The sequence below is a fragment of the Glaciimonas sp. OK215 genome, from assembly GCF_057787885.1.
This window is the reverse complement of sequence record NZ_CM173544.1, coordinates 5,340,202-5,360,391: the sequence shown is the minus strand read 5'-3', so window position 1 is coordinate 5,360,391 and position 20,190 is coordinate 5,340,202. Positions and strand designations below refer to the sequence as shown.

Annotated in this window: 19 protein-coding genes and 1 tRNA gene; 8 read left to right on the top strand and 12 right to left on the bottom strand. The window is 55.2% G+C overall.

Features of this window, described 5'->3' with window-relative positions:
• Positions 1-5: 5 nt before the first annotated feature.
• From ftsX to ftsY, 3 genes are read right to left on the bottom strand one after another with little or no spacing between them, the layout of a single operon-like run.
• On the bottom strand, positions 6-932 hold the full coding sequence (gene ftsX / locus AC3CHX_RS24670; RefSeq protein WP_488630600.1) for a permease-like cell division protein FtsX: 927 nt from the start codon (positions 930-932) through the stop codon (positions 6-8).
• The gene (locus AC3CHX_RS24665; protein WP_488630599.1) at positions 929-1,612 is read right to left on the bottom strand and encodes a cell division ATP-binding protein FtsE; all 684 of its coding nucleotides are present in this window, start codon (positions 1,610-1,612) and stop codon (positions 929-931) included. The genes ftsX and AC3CHX_RS24665 overlap by 4 nt, the downstream gene beginning before the upstream one ends.
• Positions 1,613-1,644: 32 nt before the next feature.
• Positions 1,645-2,961, bottom strand: a complete 1,317-nt coding sequence (gene ftsY / locus AC3CHX_RS24660) for a signal recognition particle-docking protein FtsY (RefSeq protein ID WP_488630598.1) — start codon at positions 2,959-2,961, stop codon at positions 1,645-1,647.
• 169 nt (positions 2,962-3,130) lie between these two features.
• On the opposite strand from ftsY, the gene rsmD reads away from it, so the two are divergent.
• The 3 genes from rsmD (at position 3,131) to AC3CHX_RS24645 (ending at position 4,722) form a co-directional block, all read left to right on the top strand.
• The gene (gene rsmD / locus AC3CHX_RS24655; protein WP_488630597.1) at positions 3,131-3,799 is read left to right on the top strand and encodes a 16S rRNA (guanine(966)-N(2))-methyltransferase RsmD; all 669 of its coding nucleotides are present in this window, start codon (positions 3,131-3,133) and stop codon (positions 3,797-3,799) included.
• Positions 3,800-3,885: 86 nt separating this feature from the next.
• The gene (gene coaD / locus AC3CHX_RS24650; RefSeq protein ID WP_488630596.1) at positions 3,886-4,392 is read left to right on the top strand and encodes a pantetheine-phosphate adenylyltransferase; all 507 of its coding nucleotides are present in this window, start codon (positions 3,886-3,888) and stop codon (positions 4,390-4,392) included.
• Between the two features lie 69 nt (positions 4,393-4,461).
• On the top strand, positions 4,462-4,722 hold the full coding sequence (locus AC3CHX_RS24645; RefSeq protein WP_488630595.1) for a YfhL family 4Fe-4S dicluster ferredoxin: 261 nt from the start codon (positions 4,462-4,464) through the stop codon (positions 4,720-4,722).
• A gap of 31 nt (positions 4,723-4,753) precedes the next feature.
• Here the strand turns inward: AC3CHX_RS24645 and AC3CHX_RS24640 are convergent, their stop codons facing one another.
• Complete coding sequence (locus AC3CHX_RS24640) at positions 4,754-5,596, bottom strand: MOSC domain-containing protein (protein ID WP_488630594.1); 843 nt, start codon at positions 5,594-5,596, stop codon at positions 4,754-4,756.
• Positions 5,597-5,884: 288 nt separating this feature from the next.
• Here AC3CHX_RS24640 and AC3CHX_RS24635 point away from each other — a divergent pair, with 288 nt between their 5' ends.
• Positions 5,885-6,772 (top strand): SMP-30/gluconolactonase/LRE family protein, encoded by an 888-nt coding sequence (locus AC3CHX_RS24635; RefSeq protein WP_488630593.1) that lies wholly within the window; start codon positions 5,885-5,887, stop codon positions 6,770-6,772.
• A gap of 154 nt (positions 6,773-6,926) precedes the next feature.
• On the opposite strand, the gene ychF is transcribed toward AC3CHX_RS24635, so the two are convergent.
• Positions 6,927-8,018 (bottom strand): redox-regulated ATPase YchF, encoded by a 1,092-nt coding sequence (gene ychF, locus AC3CHX_RS24630; protein ID WP_488630592.1) that lies wholly within the window; start codon positions 8,016-8,018, stop codon positions 6,927-6,929.
• A gap of 470 nt (positions 8,019-8,488) precedes the next feature.
• Here ychF and AC3CHX_RS24625 point away from each other — a divergent pair, with 470 nt between their 5' ends.
• On the top strand, positions 8,489-9,715 hold the full coding sequence (locus tag AC3CHX_RS24625; protein ID WP_488630591.1) for a S53 family peptidase: 1,227 nt from the start codon (positions 8,489-8,491) through the stop codon (positions 9,713-9,715).
• 53 nt (positions 9,716-9,768) lie between these two features.
• Here AC3CHX_RS24625 and pth read toward each other — a convergent pair whose 3' ends face one another.
• From pth to AC3CHX_RS24590, 7 genes are all read right to left on the bottom strand, one after another.
• Positions 9,769-10,353: an aminoacyl-tRNA hydrolase gene (pth, locus tag AC3CHX_RS24620; protein ID WP_488630590.1), complete on the bottom strand. Its 585-nt coding sequence runs from the start codon at positions 10,351-10,353 to the stop codon at positions 9,769-9,771.
• Between the two features lie 210 nt (positions 10,354-10,563).
• Positions 10,564-11,193 (bottom strand): 50S ribosomal protein L25/general stress protein Ctc, encoded by a 630-nt coding sequence (locus tag AC3CHX_RS24615; protein ID WP_488630589.1) that lies wholly within the window; start codon positions 11,191-11,193, stop codon positions 10,564-10,566.
• A 113-nt stretch (positions 11,194-11,306) separates the two neighbouring features.
• On the bottom strand, positions 11,307-12,260 hold the full coding sequence (locus tag AC3CHX_RS24610) for a ribose-phosphate pyrophosphokinase (RefSeq protein WP_488630588.1): 954 nt from the start codon (positions 12,258-12,260) through the stop codon (positions 11,307-11,309).
• 200 nt (positions 12,261-12,460) lie between these two features.
• Positions 12,461-12,537 (bottom strand) — tRNA-Gln (locus AC3CHX_RS24605).
• A 74-nt stretch (positions 12,538-12,611) separates the two neighbouring features.
• Positions 12,612-13,475: a 4-(cytidine 5'-diphospho)-2-C-methyl-D-erythritol kinase gene (gene ispE / locus AC3CHX_RS24600; protein ID WP_488630587.1), complete on the bottom strand. Its 864-nt coding sequence runs from the start codon at positions 13,473-13,475 to the stop codon at positions 12,612-12,614.
• A 20-nt stretch (positions 13,476-13,495) separates the two neighbouring features.
• On the bottom strand, positions 13,496-14,227 hold the full coding sequence (gene lolB / locus AC3CHX_RS24595; RefSeq protein WP_488630586.1) for a lipoprotein insertase outer membrane protein LolB: 732 nt from the start codon (positions 14,225-14,227) through the stop codon (positions 13,496-13,498).
• A gap of 8 nt (positions 14,228-14,235) precedes the next feature.
• Positions 14,236-16,023, bottom strand: a complete 1,788-nt coding sequence (locus AC3CHX_RS24590) for a tetratricopeptide repeat protein (RefSeq protein ID WP_488630585.1) — start codon at positions 16,021-16,023, stop codon at positions 14,236-14,238.
• 208 nt (positions 16,024-16,231) lie between these two features.
• On the opposite strand from AC3CHX_RS24590, the gene mutM reads away from it, so the two are divergent.
• The 3 genes from mutM to mutY are packed head-to-tail and all read left to right on the top strand — an operon-like array spanning position 16,232 to position 20,183.
• The gene (mutM, locus tag AC3CHX_RS24585; RefSeq protein WP_488630584.1) at positions 16,232-17,053 is read left to right on the top strand and encodes a bifunctional DNA-formamidopyrimidine glycosylase/DNA-(apurinic or apyrimidinic site) lyase; all 822 of its coding nucleotides are present in this window, start codon (positions 16,232-16,234) and stop codon (positions 17,051-17,053) included.
• Positions 17,054-17,111: 58 nt separating this feature from the next.
• The gene (locus AC3CHX_RS24580) at positions 17,112-19,049 is read left to right on the top strand and encodes a dynamin family protein (protein WP_488630583.1); all 1,938 of its coding nucleotides are present in this window, start codon (positions 17,112-17,114) and stop codon (positions 19,047-19,049) included.
• Positions 19,050-20,183: an A/G-specific adenine glycosylase gene (mutY, locus tag AC3CHX_RS24575; protein ID WP_488630582.1), complete on the top strand. Its 1,134-nt coding sequence runs from the start codon at positions 19,050-19,052 to the stop codon at positions 20,181-20,183.
• Positions 20,184-20,190 lie beyond the last annotated feature (7 nt).

The following is a 20,190-nucleotide window of genomic DNA, read 5'->3' as shown; positions in this document are numbered from 1 at the left end:
GTTGTCTACGCTAACCGGGCTAAATGACGCCGTACCGACAGGACTGCACCGCAGAGTCCCAATGCAGCGCTGATAGCCAGTAGCGTCAGAGTGGTGTTCAGGTTCAGCGGCAGCAGCAAAAATTCGGATGCATACAGACGCGCAAATTCAGCAATCGCCTGGTTCAGCGGCTGCAGCCCGAGCGCGACACAGCCGAGTGCGACGCCGCCGGCGCTCAAACCGAGTAGCGCACCGGTGTAATAAAACGGTCGGTGTATGAAGGCGTTGGTAGCGCCGACCAGTTTGGCGACGGCGATTTCTTCGCGTTGGGTGAGGACTTGCAAGCGGACGGTGTTGAACACTACCGCAACCACCACCACGGCCAGTGTGATCGCCAGGAACAGCAATATCAGGCGCGTGATATGCAGCAAGGCTGCCAGTCGTTTGACCCAGTCCGAATCGACTTGTACGGCCTCGACGCCTGGCAGCGCTTTCAATTGCGCGGCAATGCCGTCAATCTGATTGGCATCGGCCAAATTCTCGAAGCCGGATAGCTTCAACACATAGGCGTCCGGCAGCGGGTTCCGGCCAAGCGTAGTCAGCGCGTCAACCAGGCCGGTTTTGCCCTTGAGGTCATCCAGTGCCTGCTCGCGCGGGACGAAACTGATCTTGGCGTTCTTGTCGTGGTCGCGCAGGATCGCGCGGATAGGTGTCGCTAGCGCCGTGGCTTTTTCGCGCGGCGTGTCGATCGCGGTGAACAAACTGATTTCCGGCTGCACCGCCAACTGCTCCGATACCGGGCGCACGTTTTCGAGTAGGGTCAGACCGGCAAATGGCAACGCCAATGCAATCGCCACCACCAGCACATTCATGGCAAAGCTGCCGGGTGCTTTGCATACATGGGCGAAGGCATCTGCGATCGCTGAGAGATGCTGTCGTAGCCAGGTTTTCATTTGCCGCCTCGCGCTGCCGAATTTTGCCAATGATCGACGATCTGCCCCTGATCGAGAAAGATCACATGGTTGGCGCTATCCAGAAATTGTTCGTCATGGGTCGAAATCAGGCAAGTCACGCCAGCGGCGTGAAACGACTTCAGCGCATTCAAGACACGGTCTGCATTGTCGCGGTCGAGGTTGGCGGTGGGTTCGTCGGCCAGAATGATCTGCGGCCGGTTGACGATGGCGCGGGCAATCGCCACGCGCTGTTGCTCGCCGCCGGACAGCGTCTGCGGATTTGACGATGCTTTATCGGCCAGAGCAACTTTGTCGAGCGCGGCGCGCGCACGCTTTTCGGCGTCGACACGGGTCGCACCGGTGACCAGTAGCGGCAGCATCACGTTAGCCAATACCGTGCGATCCGGCAGCAGCCGTTGCTCCTGAAAAATCAGGCCAAGATTGCGTCGCAGATAAGGCACGCCCGAGGTCTTCAGCTTGCCGATGTTCTGACCGCTGACGGTGAGCGTGCCGCTGCTCGGGCGCTCGATCGCGCCGATCATTTTTAGCAGCGTCGACTTGCCTGCACCGGATGGACCGGCCAGGAAAATCAGGTCGCCTTTGTTGACCGTTAGCGTGATATCGCGCAACGCAAAAATGCCGCGTTCATATTGTTTGGAGACCTGGCTGAATTCAATCATTGGGGAATGAGATGCTTAATGAAATGCAAAGGTTAGCTCAACAAAGCATCAACAAATTCAGCCGCATCAAACGGCTGTAAATCTTCGATCTGTTCGCCTACGCCTATGAAGTACACCGGGATCGGGCGGGTGCTGGCGATTGCCGCCAGTACGCCGCCTTTGGCGGTGCCGTCCAGTTTGGTGATCACCAGGCCGGTCAGGCCGAGCGCATCGTCGAAGGCTTTGACTTGCGTCAGCGCGTTCTGACCGGTATTCCCATCCAGCACCAGCAGGATTTCATGCGGTGCCGAGGCCATGCCTTTGGTGATCACGCGCTTGATTTTTTTCAGCTCATCCATCAGGTGCAACTGGGTCGGTAAACGACCGGCGGTGTCGATCATGACGACGTTGGTGCCACGCGCGCGCGCTGAATGTACCGCGTCGAAAGCCACGGCGGCCGGATCGCCGGATTCCTGGGCGATGACGCTGACATTATTGCGCTCGCCCCAGATCGTCAGTTGCTCGCGGGCTGCGGCACGGAAGGTGTCGCCGGCAGCCAGCAATACCGATTGGTCGTGCGCCTGCAAATGCATGGCGAGTTTGCCGATGGTGGTGGTTTTGCCGGCGCCATTGACGCCCGTTATCATCATGACCAGCGGCTGATGTTTGCCGATTGCCATAGGCTTTTGCAGCGGCCTCAGCAATTCAATCAACAGGAAACGCAGGGCTGCCTTGACCTGTTGCGCTTCGGTCAGGCGTTCATCCTTGACCTTCTTTTTCAGTGCCTTCAGCAAGAATTGGGTCGCTTCGACACCTGCATCCGAGACCAGCAGCGCGGATTCCAGTTCTTCATACAGGTCATCGTCGATTTTGGCGCCGATGAATAGCGTGGTCAGGTTTGAGGAGGTTTTCGATAAACCGGTTTTCAGACGCGTCAGCCATGAGCGTTTTTGCTCGGCGGCGACCGGAGTCGGGACAAATATTTCTTCCTCGTACTCTGCGTCTTCAATGTCGACCTCTTGCGGCGGCTGTTCGATCGGTGCAGGCGCGATCGGGGCAATGGCGGCTGGCGCGACTGTCGGCGCAGTATTTTTGGCTGGAATTGGCGCAGCGGGGGCGAGCGGCTGTATTTTTTCAGATACTTGCGGTTCGGTCTGTGGCTCAGCTTTGCCGGTCAGGCGGTCCAGCCACGAGCGTTTTGGCTCGACTGCCGGGGTTTCTGTGAGGTTGCCGGCGTCCGCAGTCTTATGGACTGGCGTGGCGGGGATGGCCGCCTGTGCCGGTTCCTGCAGTGCAGGCGGCGCTTCAGGTTGCAATTCCGGCAATGGTGCTGGGTCAACTTTGGGTTTTTTCTTGAAGAAACTAAACATCAATGGCCTGGTCGGAAAGGCGTTCAAATAGGGGCGGTGCGGTGCCCGCAACGGCGTGCCGCGCAGGAATTAATCGCAAGGTACAATCCCCGGCATTCTATCAGAGCTATGCCGATCAAATTCAAGACGGAGCCTGTCAGGTTCCTTCAGTCTAACCAGTGAAGAACAAATGAAGCAAACTAAAAAACCAGCCCCAGTCCATCGCCCGCGGCCAGTGCAAGCGCGTCAGGTACGTATCATCGGCGGGCTATGGAAGCGTACGCCGCTGGCCGTGATCGACAGTGAAGGATTGCGGCCAACCCCGGATCGGGTGCGCGAAACGGTGTTTAACTGGTTGACGCACTTGCTCGACGGGCGCTGGTCCGAGGTCCGCTGCCTCGATTTGTTCGCCGGTACCGGCGCGCTTGGTTTTGAAGCGGCCAGTCGCGGTGCGGCGCAAGTCATGATGATTGAACACAATACGCCCGCGGTGCGTCAACTGGAGGCGACCAAAGCCAAGCTGGACGCCAGCCAGGTCCGGATTCAGCGTGGCGATGCCTCAAGCGTATTGCAGTCGATGGCAGGGAAAGCATCGGCCGCTAGTGACGACGGCGCCGAAAATGCGCGCTTCAACCTGATTTTTCTCGATCCGCCGTATCATCAGGGCTGGCTGGCTAAAACATTACCGCTATGTGAACGCTTGCTGACCGATCATGGTCTGATCTACGTTGAGTCGGAATTTGCACTGATTGAGACGAGTGAGTTGGCATTGCCGGACTGGATGGCCGGGTGGCAAGTGGTGCGGGCTGACAAGGCCGGAATGGTGTTCTATCATGTGTTGCAACGACAACAAAGCTAGTAGTCAGTCCTGTTCAGACTACTTGACTTGCGCAATATTCAGGCATAATGCGCGGTCTGATTGGGGCACTTGAGGGGGGAAACAAGATGGTCACAGCTGTATATCCAGGAACATTCGATCCACTGACGCGCGGGCACGAAGATTTGGTGCGACGGGCATCGGGATTATTTGACAAGTTGGTGGTCGGCGTTGCCGATAGCAAAAGCAAAAAGCCGTTTTTTTCGCTGGAAGAACGCTTGTCGATTGCGAATGAAGTGCTGGGACATTATCCCAATGTGCAGGTGGAGAGCTTCTCCGGCTTGCTCAAGGATTTTGTGCGTCAGCATGATGCCAACGTGATTGTGCGGGGATTGCGCGCGGTATCGGATTTCGAATTCGAGTTTCAGATGGCTGGGATGAATCGCTATTTGCTGCCGGATGTGGAAACCTTGTTCCTGACGCCATCGGATCAGTATCAGTTTATTTCGGGCACTATCGTGCGCGAGATTGCAACACTGGGCGGCGATGTGTCCAAATTCGTGTTCCCTTCCGTTGAAAAGTGGCTGAAGGAAAAACTGACCGTGCAGGCGGCGGTTCCGCCAGGTAAAGTATAACTATTCCCCCAGGTCCGACAGGACGCTAGGGCGATACACCCACGCTTTGTGAATTAAAAGAGCAGTCCCATGGCATTACTTATCACTGACGATTGTATTAATTGCGACGTATGCGAGCCCGAGTGCCCGAACGGTGCAATTTATATGGGGCCGCTGATTTACGAAATCGACCCGCATAAATGTACCGAGTGTGTCGGGCATTTCAATGAACCGCAATGTCAGCAGGTTTGTCCGGTGAGTTGTATTCCGCTGGATCCTGCCTGGCATGAAAGCAAAGAGCAGTTGCAGGCCAAGTATGAGCGCTTGCAGGCTGAGATCAAGGCTTCTTAAGGCTTCCCTGGAAGCCCGATATACAATAGATTCAGAACGCCAGTTCCACCTCAATTTCCTGCCCGACCCGCAATACTTCTCCATCGCCTTCCAGCAGGATGATGTTCATCCCAAACGTAATGCCGCCATCGACTTTGGGATTGGCGCGATAAGTTTGCAGGATGTCCATCGGGTCGGGACCGAACTTGCCGGTGGCCTGGTCGATGGATGGCATTGGACAGCGCGGGCAGGGTTTTACCGGTTGCAACCGCACTTTGCCGGTGCTGAAGGTCTCGGCAAAATCTTCTTCAAATGCCTCTACGCCATCGATCACGATGTTGGGTCGGAAGCGATTCATAGGCAGCGCGTCGCGTCCTTGCGCTTGCAATTTCTGATTTAAATCATTCAGCGATGCCTGCGATGTCAGCAGCATCGGAAAGCCGTCGGAAAACAGGGTCGGCGCCTCCCGTTCCCCAGTCCATTTTTTGCTTGCCAGGCGCTTGCTGGCCGGATCGAAGCGTACCAGTCGGCAAGGGATGCCGATCATTGCAGAAAACCAATGCGCGATAGTGTCGTTGCTGTCCAGCGCTGTGAGGCTGGCGTCCCAGACGACGACAGCGAGCGTGGTTGATGTCGGTGCATTGAACGGGATATCCAGTGCTGGCATTCCAGGTGCAGTCAGGCGCATTCCATCTGGGCACAGACTAGGTGCGATCAATGCCATCTGCGGATACTCGCGCTGCGTTAAAAATCGTCCGGCGCTATCCACCACCATCCATTCGCGGTCGTTAGCTTGCTGATGTCGTATGCCGGCTGGCGTCAGCGTGGCCTCCTGCAATGCGATGCCCGCGCAGGATTTGATCGGATAAATAGTCAGTGAGGTGATGGTCGGCATGCGCTGTGGCTTTCATCGGTGATTGCTGGGGATAGGTTGTGCGGCTCGCATGATGCCTAGCTTGAACGCGATTATCGCCCGGTTTTGTCGGCGCGCGCCAGTGCGCACGCCCGTGATTGGCGTACAGGTTTCAGATTACTTCTAAAAACCTCCCACACGGCTGAGTCAAAAAAGTAAAATCGCTGGTGCCTCTGCAAAGCGGGCAGCAAAGTGGTGTCAAGGGATGGAAGTGGTTGAAACGCATGTCGCCGCAAGCAAAGGCCTGAGAGATAGAGGGAGCTGAAATTAATGAACAAGTTTGCATGCATCATCGAAACACCCGCAAAACTGGGCGAGTGCCCGCGTTGGGATGATATTCGCCAGCGCCTGTACTGGGTCGACATCCTGGCGCCGGCCATCCATTTCTTTAGCCCCGGCAGCGGTGAGCATCAAACGTTACCGGTGGCCGAGCACATCGGTTGTTTTTCGTTCACTGACGATGGCGGTTTTGTGGCCGGCATGCGGTCGGGAATCTGGCTGTTGAACGCCGCCGGAGAACAAGTCAGCAAGCTGGCCGATAATCCTGAAGATCAGGCGCATAGCCGCTTCAACGACGGACGTTGCGATAGCCAGGGCCGGTTCTGGGCCGGCACGCTGGATGAACCCAAGGCTGGCAGCAATGCGCATCTGTATCGTTTTGATGAGCGCGGGCTGGCCGCTATGGATGGCGGCTTACTCACATCGAACGGCCTGGCCTTCAGCCCCGATCAGCGCTGGATTTATCACTCGGATACGCCGAATTTTGTCATCTATCGGCATTCCTACGATGCTGCTAGCGGCGCGCTCGGCAGCAAGGAAGTCTGGGCGCGCTTCACGCCGACGGCAGACGATCGCGGTCGCCCGGACGGTGCCGCCATCGATAGTCAGGGCTACTACTGGAGCGCCTTATACGAAGGCGGCCGGATCGTACGGATTTCACCGGCCGGTGAAGTTGTCGAGACCTATCCGTTGCCGGCGCGGTGCCCGACCATGTGCGCGTTTGGCGGCGACGATTTGCGCACCTTGTACGTTACCAGCGCAAGCGCCGGGCGCCCTGACGCAGAGTTGCGGGAGTATCCGCAATCCGGTGGCGTGTTTGCGATGCGAGTAGAAGTGGCGGGTTTGCCGGAGCCGCGTTTTCGGACTGTGGGCGGTTAATTTGTTTCCTTGTGGCCGGGCCGCGCACATCTTAAGCAAGCAGCCCCGCAATCCAGGCGCGATGGCTACGCGCTTGAAATGCGGGGCTTGCTTTGAGTGACAGCCTTCGTGTCGACCTGATTACAACAGGGTCGGCACCTCAATGGCTTAATTCTTATACATTGAACAAGAAGTTCAAAACGTCGCCATCCTTGACCACGTATTCTTTACCTTCCGCGCGCATCTTGCCCGCTTCCTTGGCACCGGTTTCGCCTTTGTAGGTGATGAAATCTTCGTAGGCAATGGTCTGGGCACGGATGAAGCCGCGTTCGAAGTCGGTGTGGATGACGCCGGCAGCTTGCGGGCCGGTATCGCCGACATGGATGGTCCAAGCACGCACTTCCTTAACGCCGGCAGTGAAGTAGGTTTGCAGACCGAGCAGCTTGAAGGCGGCGCGGATCAAGCGATCCAGGCCTGGCTCCTCCATGCCCATGTCGGCCAGGAATTCGTGTTTGTCCGCTTCGTCCAGGTCGGCGATTTCGGACTCAATCGAGGCGCAGATGGCAACGATAGGCGCATTTTGCGCTGCTGCGTATGCAGTCAATTGGTCCAGCAATGGATTGTTGGTGAAGCCGCTGTCTGAAACGTTGGCGACATACATTGCCGGTTTGGCGGTAATCAGGCAGAGCGGTTTGATCAATGCCATTTCTTCGGCATCAAGGCCGCATGCGCGCACCGGCTTGGCCTGGTCCAGTTCCGGCATCAAACGTTCCAGTACCGCGACCAGTTTGACCGCATCCTTGTCGCCGGAGCGCGCTTTTTTGTTTTCGCGATGGATCGCTTTCTCGACCGTGCCCATGTCGGCCAGCGCCAGCTCGGTCTGGATGACTTCGATGTCGTCCAACGGGCTGACTTTGCCGGCAACGTGGATCACGTTGTCATCTTCAAAGCAGCGCACCACGTTGACGATGGCATCCGTTTCGCGGATGTGGGCCAGGAATTGGTTGCCCAGGCCTTCCCCTTTGGATGCGCCGGCTACCAGGCCCGCGATGTCGACAAACTCAACCGTGGCCGGCAGAATGCGCTCCGGCTTGACGATCTCGGCCAGCGATTTCAGGCGCTGGTCCGGCACTTCGACCATACCGACGTTCGGCTCGATGGTGCAGAAGGGATAGTTTTCCGCCGGAATGCCTGCTTTGGTCAGCGCATTGAAGAGGGTGGATTTGCCGACGTTGGGTAGGCCGACGATGCCGCACTTGAGACTCATATATTTCTTTCTAAATCAATTACTTAGCATTTTTTCTGTGGCATTGGTGCGGGAATCAACCTAGCTGCGACCGAAAAGGGGGAAATTTTGACAAGACGCGAAATTTGAAGCTATTTCGCTGGATTTTGTATTGGTTTTGTCAAAAAAAGATGCCTATTGTAACCCTGTCAGAAGCGCTACTGCAAAAGGCACTTTGGCTTTACCGTCGAGAACGTGGTCAAGGCAGTTAAGGGGGTTTTAGGCTAGCTTGAAAATTTCCGATGGTAATGGTTTTTAATCTTTACTTTTTGATATTGGCCTCTACAATCCAAAACAGGTTGCCAATAATTTACAAACAGGCGGAGCGTCGATTCAGATGTTCATCAGAAACATCCACCCATGCATTGCGCAATTAGGTGGGACGTCGGCTTTCGACGAACATATTTCGTTTTCCGCTACTCGTCGCAACCTGGATTGCATTGGGAGAAATCATGCAAACGGTAAAGTCTGGCGCTATTATCGGTATCGCACTCAGTGCGCTAACGCTCACTCCATCGGTTCTTGCGCAGTCCAGCGCAGCCGCTGTTAATGGAGATCCCGAAATAGTCGTTGAGGGAGGGCGCCCACCACAAGGTTATGCTCGTCCACCGTTCCATATCAGACCGAATGTCACTAACGCGACGCCCAACGGAATACCGCCAGCACAAGTTCGGCATGCCTACGGATTTGATACGGTTGCCAATCAAGGTGCGGGGCAAACCGTTGCCATAGTGGATGCATATGACCATCCGAATATCGAGTCAGACCTAGCGGTGTTCAACGCCACGTTCAAATTGCCGGATTGCACTACTGTAAACGGATGTTTTAAGAAGGTTTTCGCCGCTGGCAACAGGCCACGTACCAATTCCGGTTGGGCGCTTGAAATCTCGCTGGACGTGGAATGGGCGCATGCTATAGCTCCCGCCGCCAAGATACTGCTGGTCGAGGCGAAGTCGAGCAGTTTTACCGATTTGATGAGTGCAGTTGATGTTGCCGTCAGAAATGGAGCAAGCGTAGTCTCGATGAGTTTTGGCGGAAGCGAATTTAGCGGAGAGACTGCTTACGATAGTCATTTTAATGTGGGTGGCGTGACATTCGTCGCGTCTTCCGGCGACAGCGGTAACGGAGTTGAGTATCCCGCAGCGTCGCAATATGTCATTGGTGTCGGGGGTACTACGTTGAGGGTGGACGCGAACGGCAGCTATGTTTCGGAGTCCGCCTGGAGTGGAAGTGGCGGTGGCATTAGCGCCTATGAAGCTGAAACAAGCGGGCAAGCTAGCTGGCCCATCCCTTATCACGCCGGCAAACGCGGCATTCCGGATGTGGCTTACAACGGTGATCCGAATACCGGCTTTCCTGTCTACGATTCGGTGAGTTATTCCGGACAGTCCGGATGGTTTCAAGTTGGAGGCACGAGCGCTGGTGCTCCCCAGTGGGCCGGCCTTTTTGCGATTGCCAATTCCCTGCGAGCGGCTACATTAAAGGGAACGCTTAGGGCAACCTATAACACCCTCTACAACGTCAGCGCGTACGCGTCCGACTTTCATGACGTGACGACCGGTAGCAACGGAACTTGCGGCAATGTGTGTGCGGCGGCGGGCGGCTATGATTACGTCACCGGCTTGGGAAGTGGGCAAGCAAATTACCTCATACCTGGTTTGGTAAATTCGCTTCCCTGAAGCGCACAGATTTTTTAATGGATTGGAGTGATTTTAACGGTCATTGCCGGATGTTATTTAGCGGTATGCAGCTGCATCGTCGCTTCTGCAAACTTGCCGTCGCATAGCAGAGGTATCACTTTCAGGCTGTCGGCGATGGCGTCGTCGAGCAGCGGCTGTTCGTCCTTGCGCGGACGATGCAATACAAAATCGGCGACTACCTGAGGCAAATTTAATGTGCGTGGGTGGCCGATGCCTATTCGCAAGCGCCAGTAGTCTTGCGTGCCGAGTGCAGCGGTAATGTCTTTCAAGCCGTTGTGACCGCCGGACGAACCGCCTTTTTTGAGTTTGGCGATGCCTGGTGGCAGATCGAGTTCGTCATGCACCACCAACACTTCTTCGGCAGCGATCTTGAAAAAGCGCGCTAGTGCGCCGACTGACTGGCCGGAGCGGTTCATGAAAGTTTGCGGCTCCAGCAGCCAGACTTCTTGCGCGCCGATTCTGGTCTTGCCCATCAGTGCCTTGAAGTCGGCTTTGCGCTGCAGGCTGCAGCCAAGGTCTTGCGCCAGATTGTCGACTAGCCAGAAGCCAGCGTTATGACGGGTTTGTTCGTATTCCGGGCCGGGATTGCCGAGGCCGACGATGAGGCGAATTGACATGAGATTCCGAATAGGGCGAGAGATGTTTGATGCAGCTTGTTGTGAAGTGGCTAGATTATCGCGGATGTTGCGCTTTCCCGTCCACCTTTGAGCAGGAAACGGAATTGTCCCGGGATTATCGCCGTGTGCAAAAGAGCAGGGCCAACAATAAAAAACCCGCCACGAAGGGCGGGTTTTTCGAGCCAGGATATGTTCTGGCTGCTGATTACATTACTTCTTGTCTGCGTCAGCAGCTGGCGCTGCTGCAGCTGCGGCAGCCGCGGCAGGTACTTCTGCTTCAACTTTACCAGCTGGAATCGCTGCAGTAGCGATCGTCAGGTTTTCCTGGCTGACTACTGTCACGCCGTTAGGCAGTTTCAGGTCGGACAAGTGGATCGAGTGGCCAACTTCGAGAGCGGTCAGATCAACTTCAACGAACTCTGGCAGGTCGCTTGGCAAGCATGAGATTTCCAGGTCGGTGATAACGTGGCTGATGATGCCGGCCGACAGTTTCACTGCTGGTGAAATTTCTGCGTTGACAAAGTGCAGCGGCACCTTTACGTGGATCGCTTGTTTCGCGTCTACGCGTTGGAAGTCAGCGTGCAGTACCAGTTGTTTGTATGCGTGGACTTGGAAGTCGCGCAACAGAACTTTTTGTACTTTACCGTCGATTTCCAGGTCCAGGATCGACGAGTGGAACGCTTCTTTTTTCAGCGCGTGGTACAGCGCGTTGTGATCCAGCGACAGGCTGACCGGCGCTTCCGAACCACCGTACACGATACCTGGTGTTTGGCCAGCAATGCGCAGGCGGCGGCTCGCTCCGGTCCCCTGCTCTTTGCGTACAAATGCGATAACTTTCATTTTTGAAGCTCCAATGTTTGCAGGACTTTCGTCTTGCGGTAAAAATCCCCCGCGACCAGGGGATTTAAGTATGCCTCTGAATTGGAAAGTCCAAATTCAGCGGTTATAAATTCTTAAGAGTCGGCAAACAGCGACATCACCGAGTCGCCCTTGCTAATACGCTTGAAGGTTTCAGCCAGCAATTCCGCGCATGACAACTGACGGATTTTGCCGCAAGCCTTGGCTTCGGCGGACAGGGGAATCGTGTCGATCACAACCAGTTCGTCCAGCGGCGAATTGGCAATGCGCTCAAGTGCCGGGCCCGATAAAACCGGGTGCGTACAGTAAGCCACAACTTTCTTCGCGCCACGTTCTTTCAATACTTCAGCTGCTTTGGTCAGAGTGCCGGCGGTATCCACCATGTCATCCATAATCACGCAGTTACGGCCATCGACTTCACCGATGATATTCATGACTTCCGAGACGTTCGCTTTTGGGCGGCGTTTGTCGATGATGGCCAGATCGCAGTTTAGACGTTTCGCCAGAGCGCGGGCACGAACGACGCCGCCTACATCCGGGGAAACAACCAGCAGATCTTCATAGTTCTTGCTGACCAGATCGCCCAACAAAATTGGCGATGCGTAAATATTATCAACCGGGATATCGAAGAAGCCCTGAATCTGGTCTGCGTGCAGATCCATAATCAACACACGTTCAACGCCGGCTTCCTGCAACATGTTGGCAACCACTTTGGCCGAAATCGCAACGCGCGCCGAGCGCGGACGGCGATCCTGACGGGCGTAGCCAAAGTAGGGGATTGCTGCCGTAATGCGACCGGCGGAAGCGCGTTTCAGTGCATCGACCATCAACATGATTTCCATCAGGTTGTCGTTGGTCGGTGCGCAGGTCGATTGCAGAACAAAGACGTCTTTGCCGCGCACATTCTCATTGATCTCAATTGCCACTTCACCATCGGAGAACTTGGTGACGTTAGCTTTGCCGAGCGGAATGCCGAGCTGCTTGGCGACTCCAATAGCTAGTTCCGGGTTTGCGTTGCCGGTAAAAACCATAAGGTTTTCGAGTGCCATGGAGATCCCTGAGTACAGTCGTTAGAAAGTTGAAAAGCCGACAATGCCCGACTGAGACAGTCTTGCGTTGGCGGCTTATTTTTTGTATCGTCGTGTTTTGCGCGTTGCTACCGGCGAATGTTGATGCCACGTAGTACGCTGGTTTCTTTTGCTGCTTGGGTGCTGCTTGAGTGTTATCACTGGATAACACCAGAACTTAATGGCAGGGGAAGAAGGACTCGAACCTTCGAATGCTGGAATCAAAATCCAGTGCCTTAACCAACTTGGCGACTCCCCTACGCAACTTGTTGTTTGCCATGACTCTACGCAAGTGCAGCGCTCGATTTCATGACCAACGAATTTGGGTCCACATTATAGCAAATCTTTTAAAGGATGGAAGCTAATTCCTCTTGCTTTCCAAACTTTCCAGCGCCGGGGTGCCAACTTCAGTACCTCGTCTGCTTGTTTTTCTTGTGCGAAGGCACAAAAAACACATGCGCCGGAACCGGTCATCCTTGCATCTCCGTATGTCTGGAGCCAATTAATGGCTTCGGCAACAGCTGGAAACTGCTTGGCGGCTACGATTTGTAAATCATTCTTTCCGAAGCACTCTTGATGCCCTGAAAAGTCCGCTATTTTGACTAATTTTGTATCCCGTGTCAATTCTTCTGACGAAAAAATTAATGAAGTTGGAATTTCGACCCCGGGTTCGATCACGATGTACCAGCAGTCGGCGGTTTCAACCGGTTGTAAAGCCTCGCCCACGCCTTCGGCAAATGCATTTTGACCGAATATGAAAAAGGGTACGTCCGCGCCTAACAGCAAACCGATCTTCATTAACTCGGCACGGGTGAAGCTGGCATGCCACAAGTGATTTAGCGCCATCAATGTAGTCGCTGCATCGGAGGAGCCACCGCCCAGGCCACCGCCCATCGGCAATATTTTGTTAATCGCGATGTTGGCGCCAGGCGTTTTCTGGCCAGTTTTTTTAGCGGCGGCAGCTTGTAACAGCTTGGCCGCACGCACGATCAGATCGCTTTCTTCCGGTACGCCCGGAATATCGGAAACCCGACGGATGATGCCATCGTCCCGTGTTTCGAAGTCCAGCAGATCGCCGTAGTCGAGCAGTTGAAATACCGTTTGCAATAAATGATAGCCATCCGACCGCCTGCCATTGATGTGCAAAAAAAGATTCAGTTTGGCGGGAGCGGGGCAGTTATTCAGCGTACGTATCATTGCGATCGGGATAAAGTTGTTCAGTGAGGCTGTGAGCTGTCGAGCACGATGCGGATCGCAACCTGGCCGGCCTGCTCGGTGTTGCGGGTCAGATCGATACGTTTCGGATAGCTGTTGGCGGCGCCAGCGGAGCCGTCTGCAGTTTGCCAGCCGACGTACTGGATCAGCCAGTGATCGGCAGTGGTGATGTTGGTGACACTGCTATCGCTTGCCGGGCTGATGTTGAAGCGTTTGCCATTGGCATCGGCGCCGAAGCCTTGCAGCCAGTCACGCAAGCCCGCGATAGGTAGTGGCCATCCCAGGGTTTGTGCCGTCAGCAGGTCGACATCTGCGGCCGTACGCGCTGGTTGGCCGGCTTGGTGCAGCGTTGATTTTTGTGGCGTGATATCAATGGTCGCCAAGGTTTGCCCCAGCGGCGACAGTACTGTGACGATAGTATGTTCGCTGGTTTGCGACCAGGTGAAACTACCATGTACCGCTTGCTCTTTACCGTCCTGTTGATAACGCACCGACAAGCGACCGCTCAAGTCAATCGCCTGATGATATTGGCGGGTGCCGCTACTGACGGCAGTGGCGCCCTGAGCGGTTGGTGTCGATAAGGTTGAGCAGCCGCTGGCCGCCAAGGTGGCAATGGTCACTGCGGTCAACACGGCCAGTCTGGTCAGCAGACGTTGCCGGCTATTCGCAATACCAATACCCGATGTGACTTTCCTGGACGCCGCATTCCCCGACCTGCGCACAGACCACGCCATCGGCCCCATCATAGGTTGACGTGCAGGCGTGTCAGCGTGCTATTCAATGCGGCATTTTTCGGGTCTTTGGTCTGCACTTCGCGCCACAGTTTTTGTGCTTCTTCTCTTTGGCCCTTGACCCACAGGATTTCGCCCAGGTGCACCGCGATTTCGACATCGGGCAGTATGCTATAGGCTGCGCGCAGGTGCGATTCTGCTTCTGTCAGATTGCCCAGACGGAATTGGACCCAGCCCATGCTATCCAGAATGAAAGGATCCGCGGGTGCCAGCGATAGTGCCTTGGTTATCAGCGCCAAAGCTTCCGGAAGCCGAACGTTGCGATCTGCCAGCGAGTAACCCAGCGCGTTGTACGCTTGTTGGCTATTCGGCGCCAGCTTGATTAGCTTGCGCAGGGTCGACTCCATCACGTTCAAGTTGTTGAGATGTTCCGCCACCATTGCGTAGTCGTACAACAAGTCAGTGTTTTCGGGATAATGTTTGAGCGCCGCTTCGAGTACGTGCAAGGCGTCGATATTCCGATTCGCATCGCGCAGCAATTGTGCGTCGACTTGCGTTACCTGGATTTCTTCGCGTTCGCCATTGGTTTCGATTCGTGTGAGGACCTGTCTGGCGCCATCGACATCGCCGCGCTTGGCGATTAATTGCGCACGCCGGAGTTGCGCATCGATATACGCTTCGCCCGGTTCGACTTTGGCCAGCCATTTCAGGGCGCTATCGATATCATTTCGTTCTGCGGCCATTTGTGCCAGGACCAGCAGCGCTTGCGTATTGTCGCGGCTCTCGTCCGGATGTGCCGCCAGTTCATCGACGTAGCCGGTCAGATATTTTTCGGCCGCCTTGGTATAGCCGATTTGCGCATTCAGCAAGCCCAGCGCCAATAGCATGGTGACATCCCGCTTGTCGCTTTTCAGTAAAATTTCAAACTGGCTGCGCGCCTTGTCGTATTCTTTTTGTTCGACCAGGCTGCGGGCATAGGCGATCCGGACTTCACGCGCTTTCGGATGTGCCTTCAGAAAATCGGTCAGTGCTTTCTCGGATGTGGCTTTGTCCGGTGCGACTTGGGCAACGGTCAGGATCGCCAGTTCGGAGTCCGGTTTCAACTGTAATGCCAGACCGGCTTCTTCAATGGCGCGGGGGCTATTGCCGTTGGAAAAAGCCGCTTGTGCCAGTGCCAGATGGGCCTCCGGCATGTTCATATATGGCGCCACGACAGCTTCCAGCAAAGTCATGGCGGCGTTTTTATCCGGTGCCCGGGCCAGCAGCCGCTGGATCTGGAAAATCATCAGGCCGCGCGTTTGCGGTGTCGCTTTGGCCAGCCGTTGCTCAAGAATCGGCTGTGCTTCTGCCAGATTGTTGCTCAACATGATAAAACCAAGATAATACTGGCTTGCCTCTTCCGAATCAGGGGCGAGTTCACGCCACAGGCGAATCGCGACCAATGCTTCGCCCGCCTGTTTGGCGCTGAGTGCCATTTCGGCAGCACGGCGTGCCACGCGGGGATCGCGGGTCTGCTGCGCAAGGCCTAAGAGCGTGACGTAACCGGACTGCCATTTGCCGCGTTGAAAAGCGATCTCGGAACTAACGATTTTGAATAGAATTTCGGGATTCAAGTTGACCGACGGCAAGTGCTCATCGGGAGCCTTGCTGGATGCTATGGTTTCGGCATCATCCGATTTTGTTGCGGCTGTCGTGCCGGTGCTCGTATTTTTGGAGTCACTGGTGCTATTGGTTGGCGCCAGGCCTGCACATGCAGACAACAAGGTCGAGAGCGTTACAATGGCAAGAGCTTTTTTCAAGGCATTATCCTGACTAGCAAAGCGGAGGTTAGGGCGTGTTTTGGCTCAGCGTGGCTGAACCAGGGATTTTTAGAGGTAATTTTGATTTTACGCCCAACCAGAGGGTAATGTGCGACAGCGCACGCTGGTTTTTGCCGGTTTACGCGGTATCTGAGAAAGATATCTGTCGTTTGACTACCGTTCAACATTTTTTGAATGCCTTTGCGTTATGCCAGAACTTCCCGAAGTTGAAGTTACAAGACGCGGCGTCGCCCCGCATCTCGAAGGTCGAATCGTCACCGGCGTGGTGCTTCGTCGTAGCGGACTGCGTTGGCCTTTTCCAGCCGATTTGTCGCGGAGCCTGAGTGGCCGCACCATACGCGGTACCGGTCGGCGCGGCAAATATTTGTTGATTCATTTTGATCACGGCACCTTGATCGTACATCTGGGCATGTCGGGTAATTTACGGATTATGCCGTTGGAGACGCTGCCGAAAAAACATGATCACTTCGATCTGGTGGTCGGTCAGCAGTTGATGCGGATGACCGACCCGCGTCGTTTTGGGGCGGTGCTTTGGCATGCGGCGGAGGATGGGCCGGTTGCGCAGCACGCGCTGTTGGCGGGACTCGGCCTGGAACCGTTGGAAGATGTTTTTTCGGGGGAAATCCTGTATCAACAAACGCGCCATCGTAGCGCCCCGATCAAGCAGGTCTTGCTGGCTGGCGATATCGTGGTTGGCGTTGGGAATATTTATGCCTGTGAAAGCCTGTTTCAGGCGGGCATCAATCCGAAGACTGCGGCGCATCGTATCGGATTGGCCCGGTATGCTAAATTGGCGGCCGCCATTCGCGACATTCTGGCGCGGGCGATCGAACAGGGTGGCAGCACCTTGCGCGATTTTATTGGTGCCGATGGCCAGTCCGGTTACTTCCAGCAGAGCTATTTCGTCTATGATCGTGCAGGACAGCCATGTCGGGTCTGCGGGTCGCCGATAGAACAGATAAAACAGGGGCAGCGTTCGACTTTTTACTGTAAAACGTGTCAAAAATAATAATTAGTAGCGGTATTTGAGTGTAGTTGAAACTACAAATTGAGAGTTGGGGAAACCGGTGAGCAATCTAATTCAGAAATTCCAGGAATATAGCGATTGGCGTACCACGGTGGCCGATGCGTTAAAGCGCTATCAGGCGTGGACCGTCGGCGCGAATTTGGCTGATGGTGCCGGCGACCAGCGCATCGCCCGGGCATTGTCGCGCTTGGCGGATGATAAATTGTCGATTGCGTTTGTTGCCGAATTTTCGCGTGGCAAGTCGGAACTGATCAATGCGATCTTCTTCGCCGATTACGGCCAGCGCATGTTGCCGTCGTCGGCTGGGCGCACCACCATGTGTCCAACCGAATTGTTATATGACGCTTCATTTCCTGCCTGTATCCGCTTGCTGCCGATAGAAACCCGTGCCGAAGCGCTATCGACCAGCGACTATAAAGTGGCACACCACGTCTGGACCGTGCTGCCACTCGACATCGCATCTGCCGATGGCATGCTGGAAGCTTTTAAACAGGTCAGCCTGACCAAATGGGTACCGCTGGAAGAAGCCAGGCGCTATGGCCTGTATGACGAAACCGATCCCGACGCGGCGCTCGGAGTGGATGCGCATGGCCGGGTGCAAATCTCGCAATGGCGCCATGCGATCGTCAATTTTCCCCATCCGTTGTTAAAAGAAGGGTTGGTCATCATCGATACGCCGGGATTGAACGCTATCGGGACCGAGCCGGAACTGACACTGAATCTGATTCCGAATGCGCATGCGGTGTTGTTCATCCTCGCCGCCGACACTGGCGTGACCAAGAGCGATATCGAAGTCTGGCGCCATCACATCGGTAACGGCGCTGGCCGCATGGTGGTATTGAATAAAATTGACAGCATGTGGGATGAGCTGCGCTCGCCGGCAGAAGTGGAGAGCCAAATTGAGCAGCAGATTGCTACGGTGGCGCGCACGCTCGGATTGTCGAGCAAGCAGGTGTATCCGGTTTCCGCACAAAAAGGTTTGGTGGGCAAGATAAATGCCCAACGCGAGCTACTCGAAAAGAGTCGCCTGCCAGCGCTGGAGAACGCGTTGTCGCATGAATTGATTCCGGCCAAACGCAGCATTATCCGTTCTCAATTAATCGCCGACCTACACGAATTGATGCTGGCAAAACAAGGTCTGATGGCTGCGCGCATGCGCAATACGGTTGAGCAACTGCTGGAACTGAAGAGTCTGCGTGGCAAGAATAAAAGCATCATCAGCCATATGATGAAACGCATCGACATCGAGAAAAAGGAATTTGATGAAAGCCTGCTGAAATTGCAGGGAACGCGGACGGTGTTTGCGCACCTGTCTTCCGGTGTGTTTACGACTCTGGGCATGGGCTTGCTGAAAGAAGAAATTCGGCTGACCCGCGAAGCGATGGAAAACAGCATGTTTACCGCAGGCTTTCGCGCCGCCGTAAAAACGTTCTTTGATCAAGCGCAGTCCAATCTGATTGAGTCCGGCCGCAAAACCGATGAAATCGCCGAAATGATGACGGTCATGTACCGTAAATTTTCGACCGAGCACGGATTGGCGCTGTCGACGCCGATGCCGTTTTCGCTGGATAAATATCGTCAGGAAATCAGCGTCATTGAAACCGCTTACCACCGGCAGTTTGGCGCGATCACTTTGCTTAAAACCAGTCAGGTAGTGTTGATGAAAAAGTTCTTCGACTCGATTGCATCACGTGTCAAGATGAGTTTTTTGCAAGCCAATCGGGACGTTGATGCCTGGCTGAAAGTAGTGATGGCACCGCTGGAGGAGCAGATTCGCGCGCACAAATTACAGCTCAAGCAACGACTGGAATCGATAGCGCGCGTGCATGTCGCGATTGACAGCCTGGAAGAAAAAATCCAGTCTATCGAGGTCTTGCACAACGCGCTGGATGAGCAAAGAGCGCTGCTGGAAGCGCATGAAGAAGAATTGAAAAGTGCGCTCGGACCCGAGCCGGCATTGTTGAAAGTAGCTGCATAAATGAAACGTGTCGTTAGCAATGCTGTTAATCAGACTGATGGACCCGCAGATCATGCGGCGCAGCTGTTTGCCGATCCCTCTTTTTCGGGCGCCGTGATTGGCTGGCAGAAAAAGTATGGGCGGCACGCTTTGCCGTGGCAAAACACGCGTGACCCGTATCGTGTCTGGCTCTCTGAAATCATGCTGCAACAGACGCAGGTGACGGCGGTCATTCCTTATTATCAAAAGTTTATAGCGCGCTTCCCGGACGTACAAAGCTTGGCAGAAGCGGCTGGCGAAGACGTGATGGCGCATTGGAGCGGGCTCGGCTATTACACCCGCGCGCGCAATCTGCATCGTTGCGCCCAGCGCGTGGTGACGGAATATGCCGGCGTATTTCCGTGCGATCCGATGTTACTCGAAGAACTCCCTGGAATAGGGCGATCCACCGCTGCGGCTATCGCCGCATTTTCGTATGGCGTGCGGGCAGCGATTCTGGATGGCAACGTCAAGCGGGTCTTCGCTCGCGTATTCGGCATCGACGGCTATCCCGGCGCCAGGCAGGTTGAGGAGCCGATGTGGCGTCGTGCGGTGGCCTTGTTGCCCGAGCAAGGCGTTGAATCTTATACCCAGGGATTGATGGATTTGGGCGCGACCCTGTGTACGCGCAGCAAGCCTTCCTGCACCAGTTGTCCGCTGGCACAGCGCTGCGTCGCGTTGGCAACCGATCGTGTGGCGCAACTGCCAGTGCGCAAGCCCAGGAAGGCGATTCCGGAAAAACAAACCGGCATGCTGGTGATCGTAGATCGCGCTCAGGTGCTGCTGGAGCAGCGCCCGGATAACGGCATTTGGGGTGGCTTGTTGTCGTTGCCGGAAGTTGACATGGCGCAGGATTTTGAGTCGTCGGTGATGCGTGCGACAGCGCCGTTCGGCACTATCGCATCATGCGAAGCGTTGCAATCGTTCATGCATGTCTTCACGCATTTTAAATTGCAAATTTCCCCGTTCGAGATCAAGCTTGAGCGCCGTCTGGATTTGGCGGCGCAATCGTCGCATGTCTGGTACTCAGCCGACAAGCTGGCGGATGCCCCGTTGCCGGCACCGGTCAAGAAATTATTGCTGGCGGTATTTCGCGAAGCCGATTTGTTTGCCTGATCGCTCA

Excerpts from the sequence above, each read along its gene's own strand:
- ftsX (WP_488630600.1), bottom strand. The coding sequence starts at position 932 with ATGAAAACCTGGCTACGACAGCATCTCTCAGCGATCGCAGATGCCTTC.
- AC3CHX_RS24665 (WP_488630599.1), bottom strand. The coding sequence starts at position 1,612 with ATGATTGAATTCAGCCAGGTCTCCAAACAATATGAACGCGGCATTTTT.
- ftsY (WP_488630598.1), bottom strand. The coding sequence starts at position 2,961 with ATGTTTAGTTTCTTCAAGAAAAAACCCAAAGTTGACCCAGCACCATTG.
- rsmD (WP_488630597.1), top strand. The coding sequence starts at position 3,131 with ATGAAGCAAACTAAAAAACCAGCCCCAGTCCATCGCCCGCGGCCAGTG.
- coaD (WP_488630596.1), top strand. The coding sequence starts at position 3,886 with ATGGTCACAGCTGTATATCCAGGAACATTCGATCCACTGACGCGCGGG.
- AC3CHX_RS24645 (WP_488630595.1), top strand. The coding sequence starts at position 4,462 with ATGGCATTACTTATCACTGACGATTGTATTAATTGCGACGTATGCGAG.
- AC3CHX_RS24640 (WP_488630594.1), bottom strand. The coding sequence starts at position 5,596 with ATGCCGACCATCACCTCACTGACTATTTATCCGATCAAATCCTGCGCG.
- AC3CHX_RS24635 (WP_488630593.1), top strand. The coding sequence starts at position 5,885 with ATGAACAAGTTTGCATGCATCATCGAAACACCCGCAAAACTGGGCGAG.
- ychF (WP_488630592.1), bottom strand. The coding sequence starts at position 8,018 with ATGAGTCTCAAGTGCGGCATCGTCGGCCTACCCAACGTCGGCAAATCC.
- AC3CHX_RS24625 (WP_488630591.1), top strand. The coding sequence starts at position 8,489 with ATGCAAACGGTAAAGTCTGGCGCTATTATCGGTATCGCACTCAGTGCG.
- pth (WP_488630590.1), bottom strand. The coding sequence starts at position 10,353 with ATGTCAATTCGCCTCATCGTCGGCCTCGGCAATCCCGGCCCGGAATAC.
- AC3CHX_RS24615 (WP_488630589.1), bottom strand. The coding sequence starts at position 11,193 with ATGAAAGTTATCGCATTTGTACGCAAAGAGCAGGGGACCGGAGCGAGC.
- AC3CHX_RS24610 (WP_488630588.1), bottom strand. The coding sequence starts at position 12,260 with ATGGCACTCGAAAACCTTATGGTTTTTACCGGCAACGCAAACCCGGAA.
- ispE (WP_488630587.1), bottom strand. The coding sequence starts at position 13,475 with ATGATACGTACGCTGAATAACTGCCCCGCTCCCGCCAAACTGAATCTT.
- lolB (WP_488630586.1), bottom strand. The coding sequence starts at position 14,227 with ATGGCGTGGTCTGTGCGCAGGTCGGGGAATGCGGCGTCCAGGAAAGTC.
- mutM (WP_488630584.1), top strand. The coding sequence starts at position 16,232 with ATGCCAGAACTTCCCGAAGTTGAAGTTACAAGACGCGGCGTCGCCCCG.
- mutY (WP_488630582.1), top strand. The coding sequence starts at position 19,050 with ATGAAACGTGTCGTTAGCAATGCTGTTAATCAGACTGATGGACCCGCA.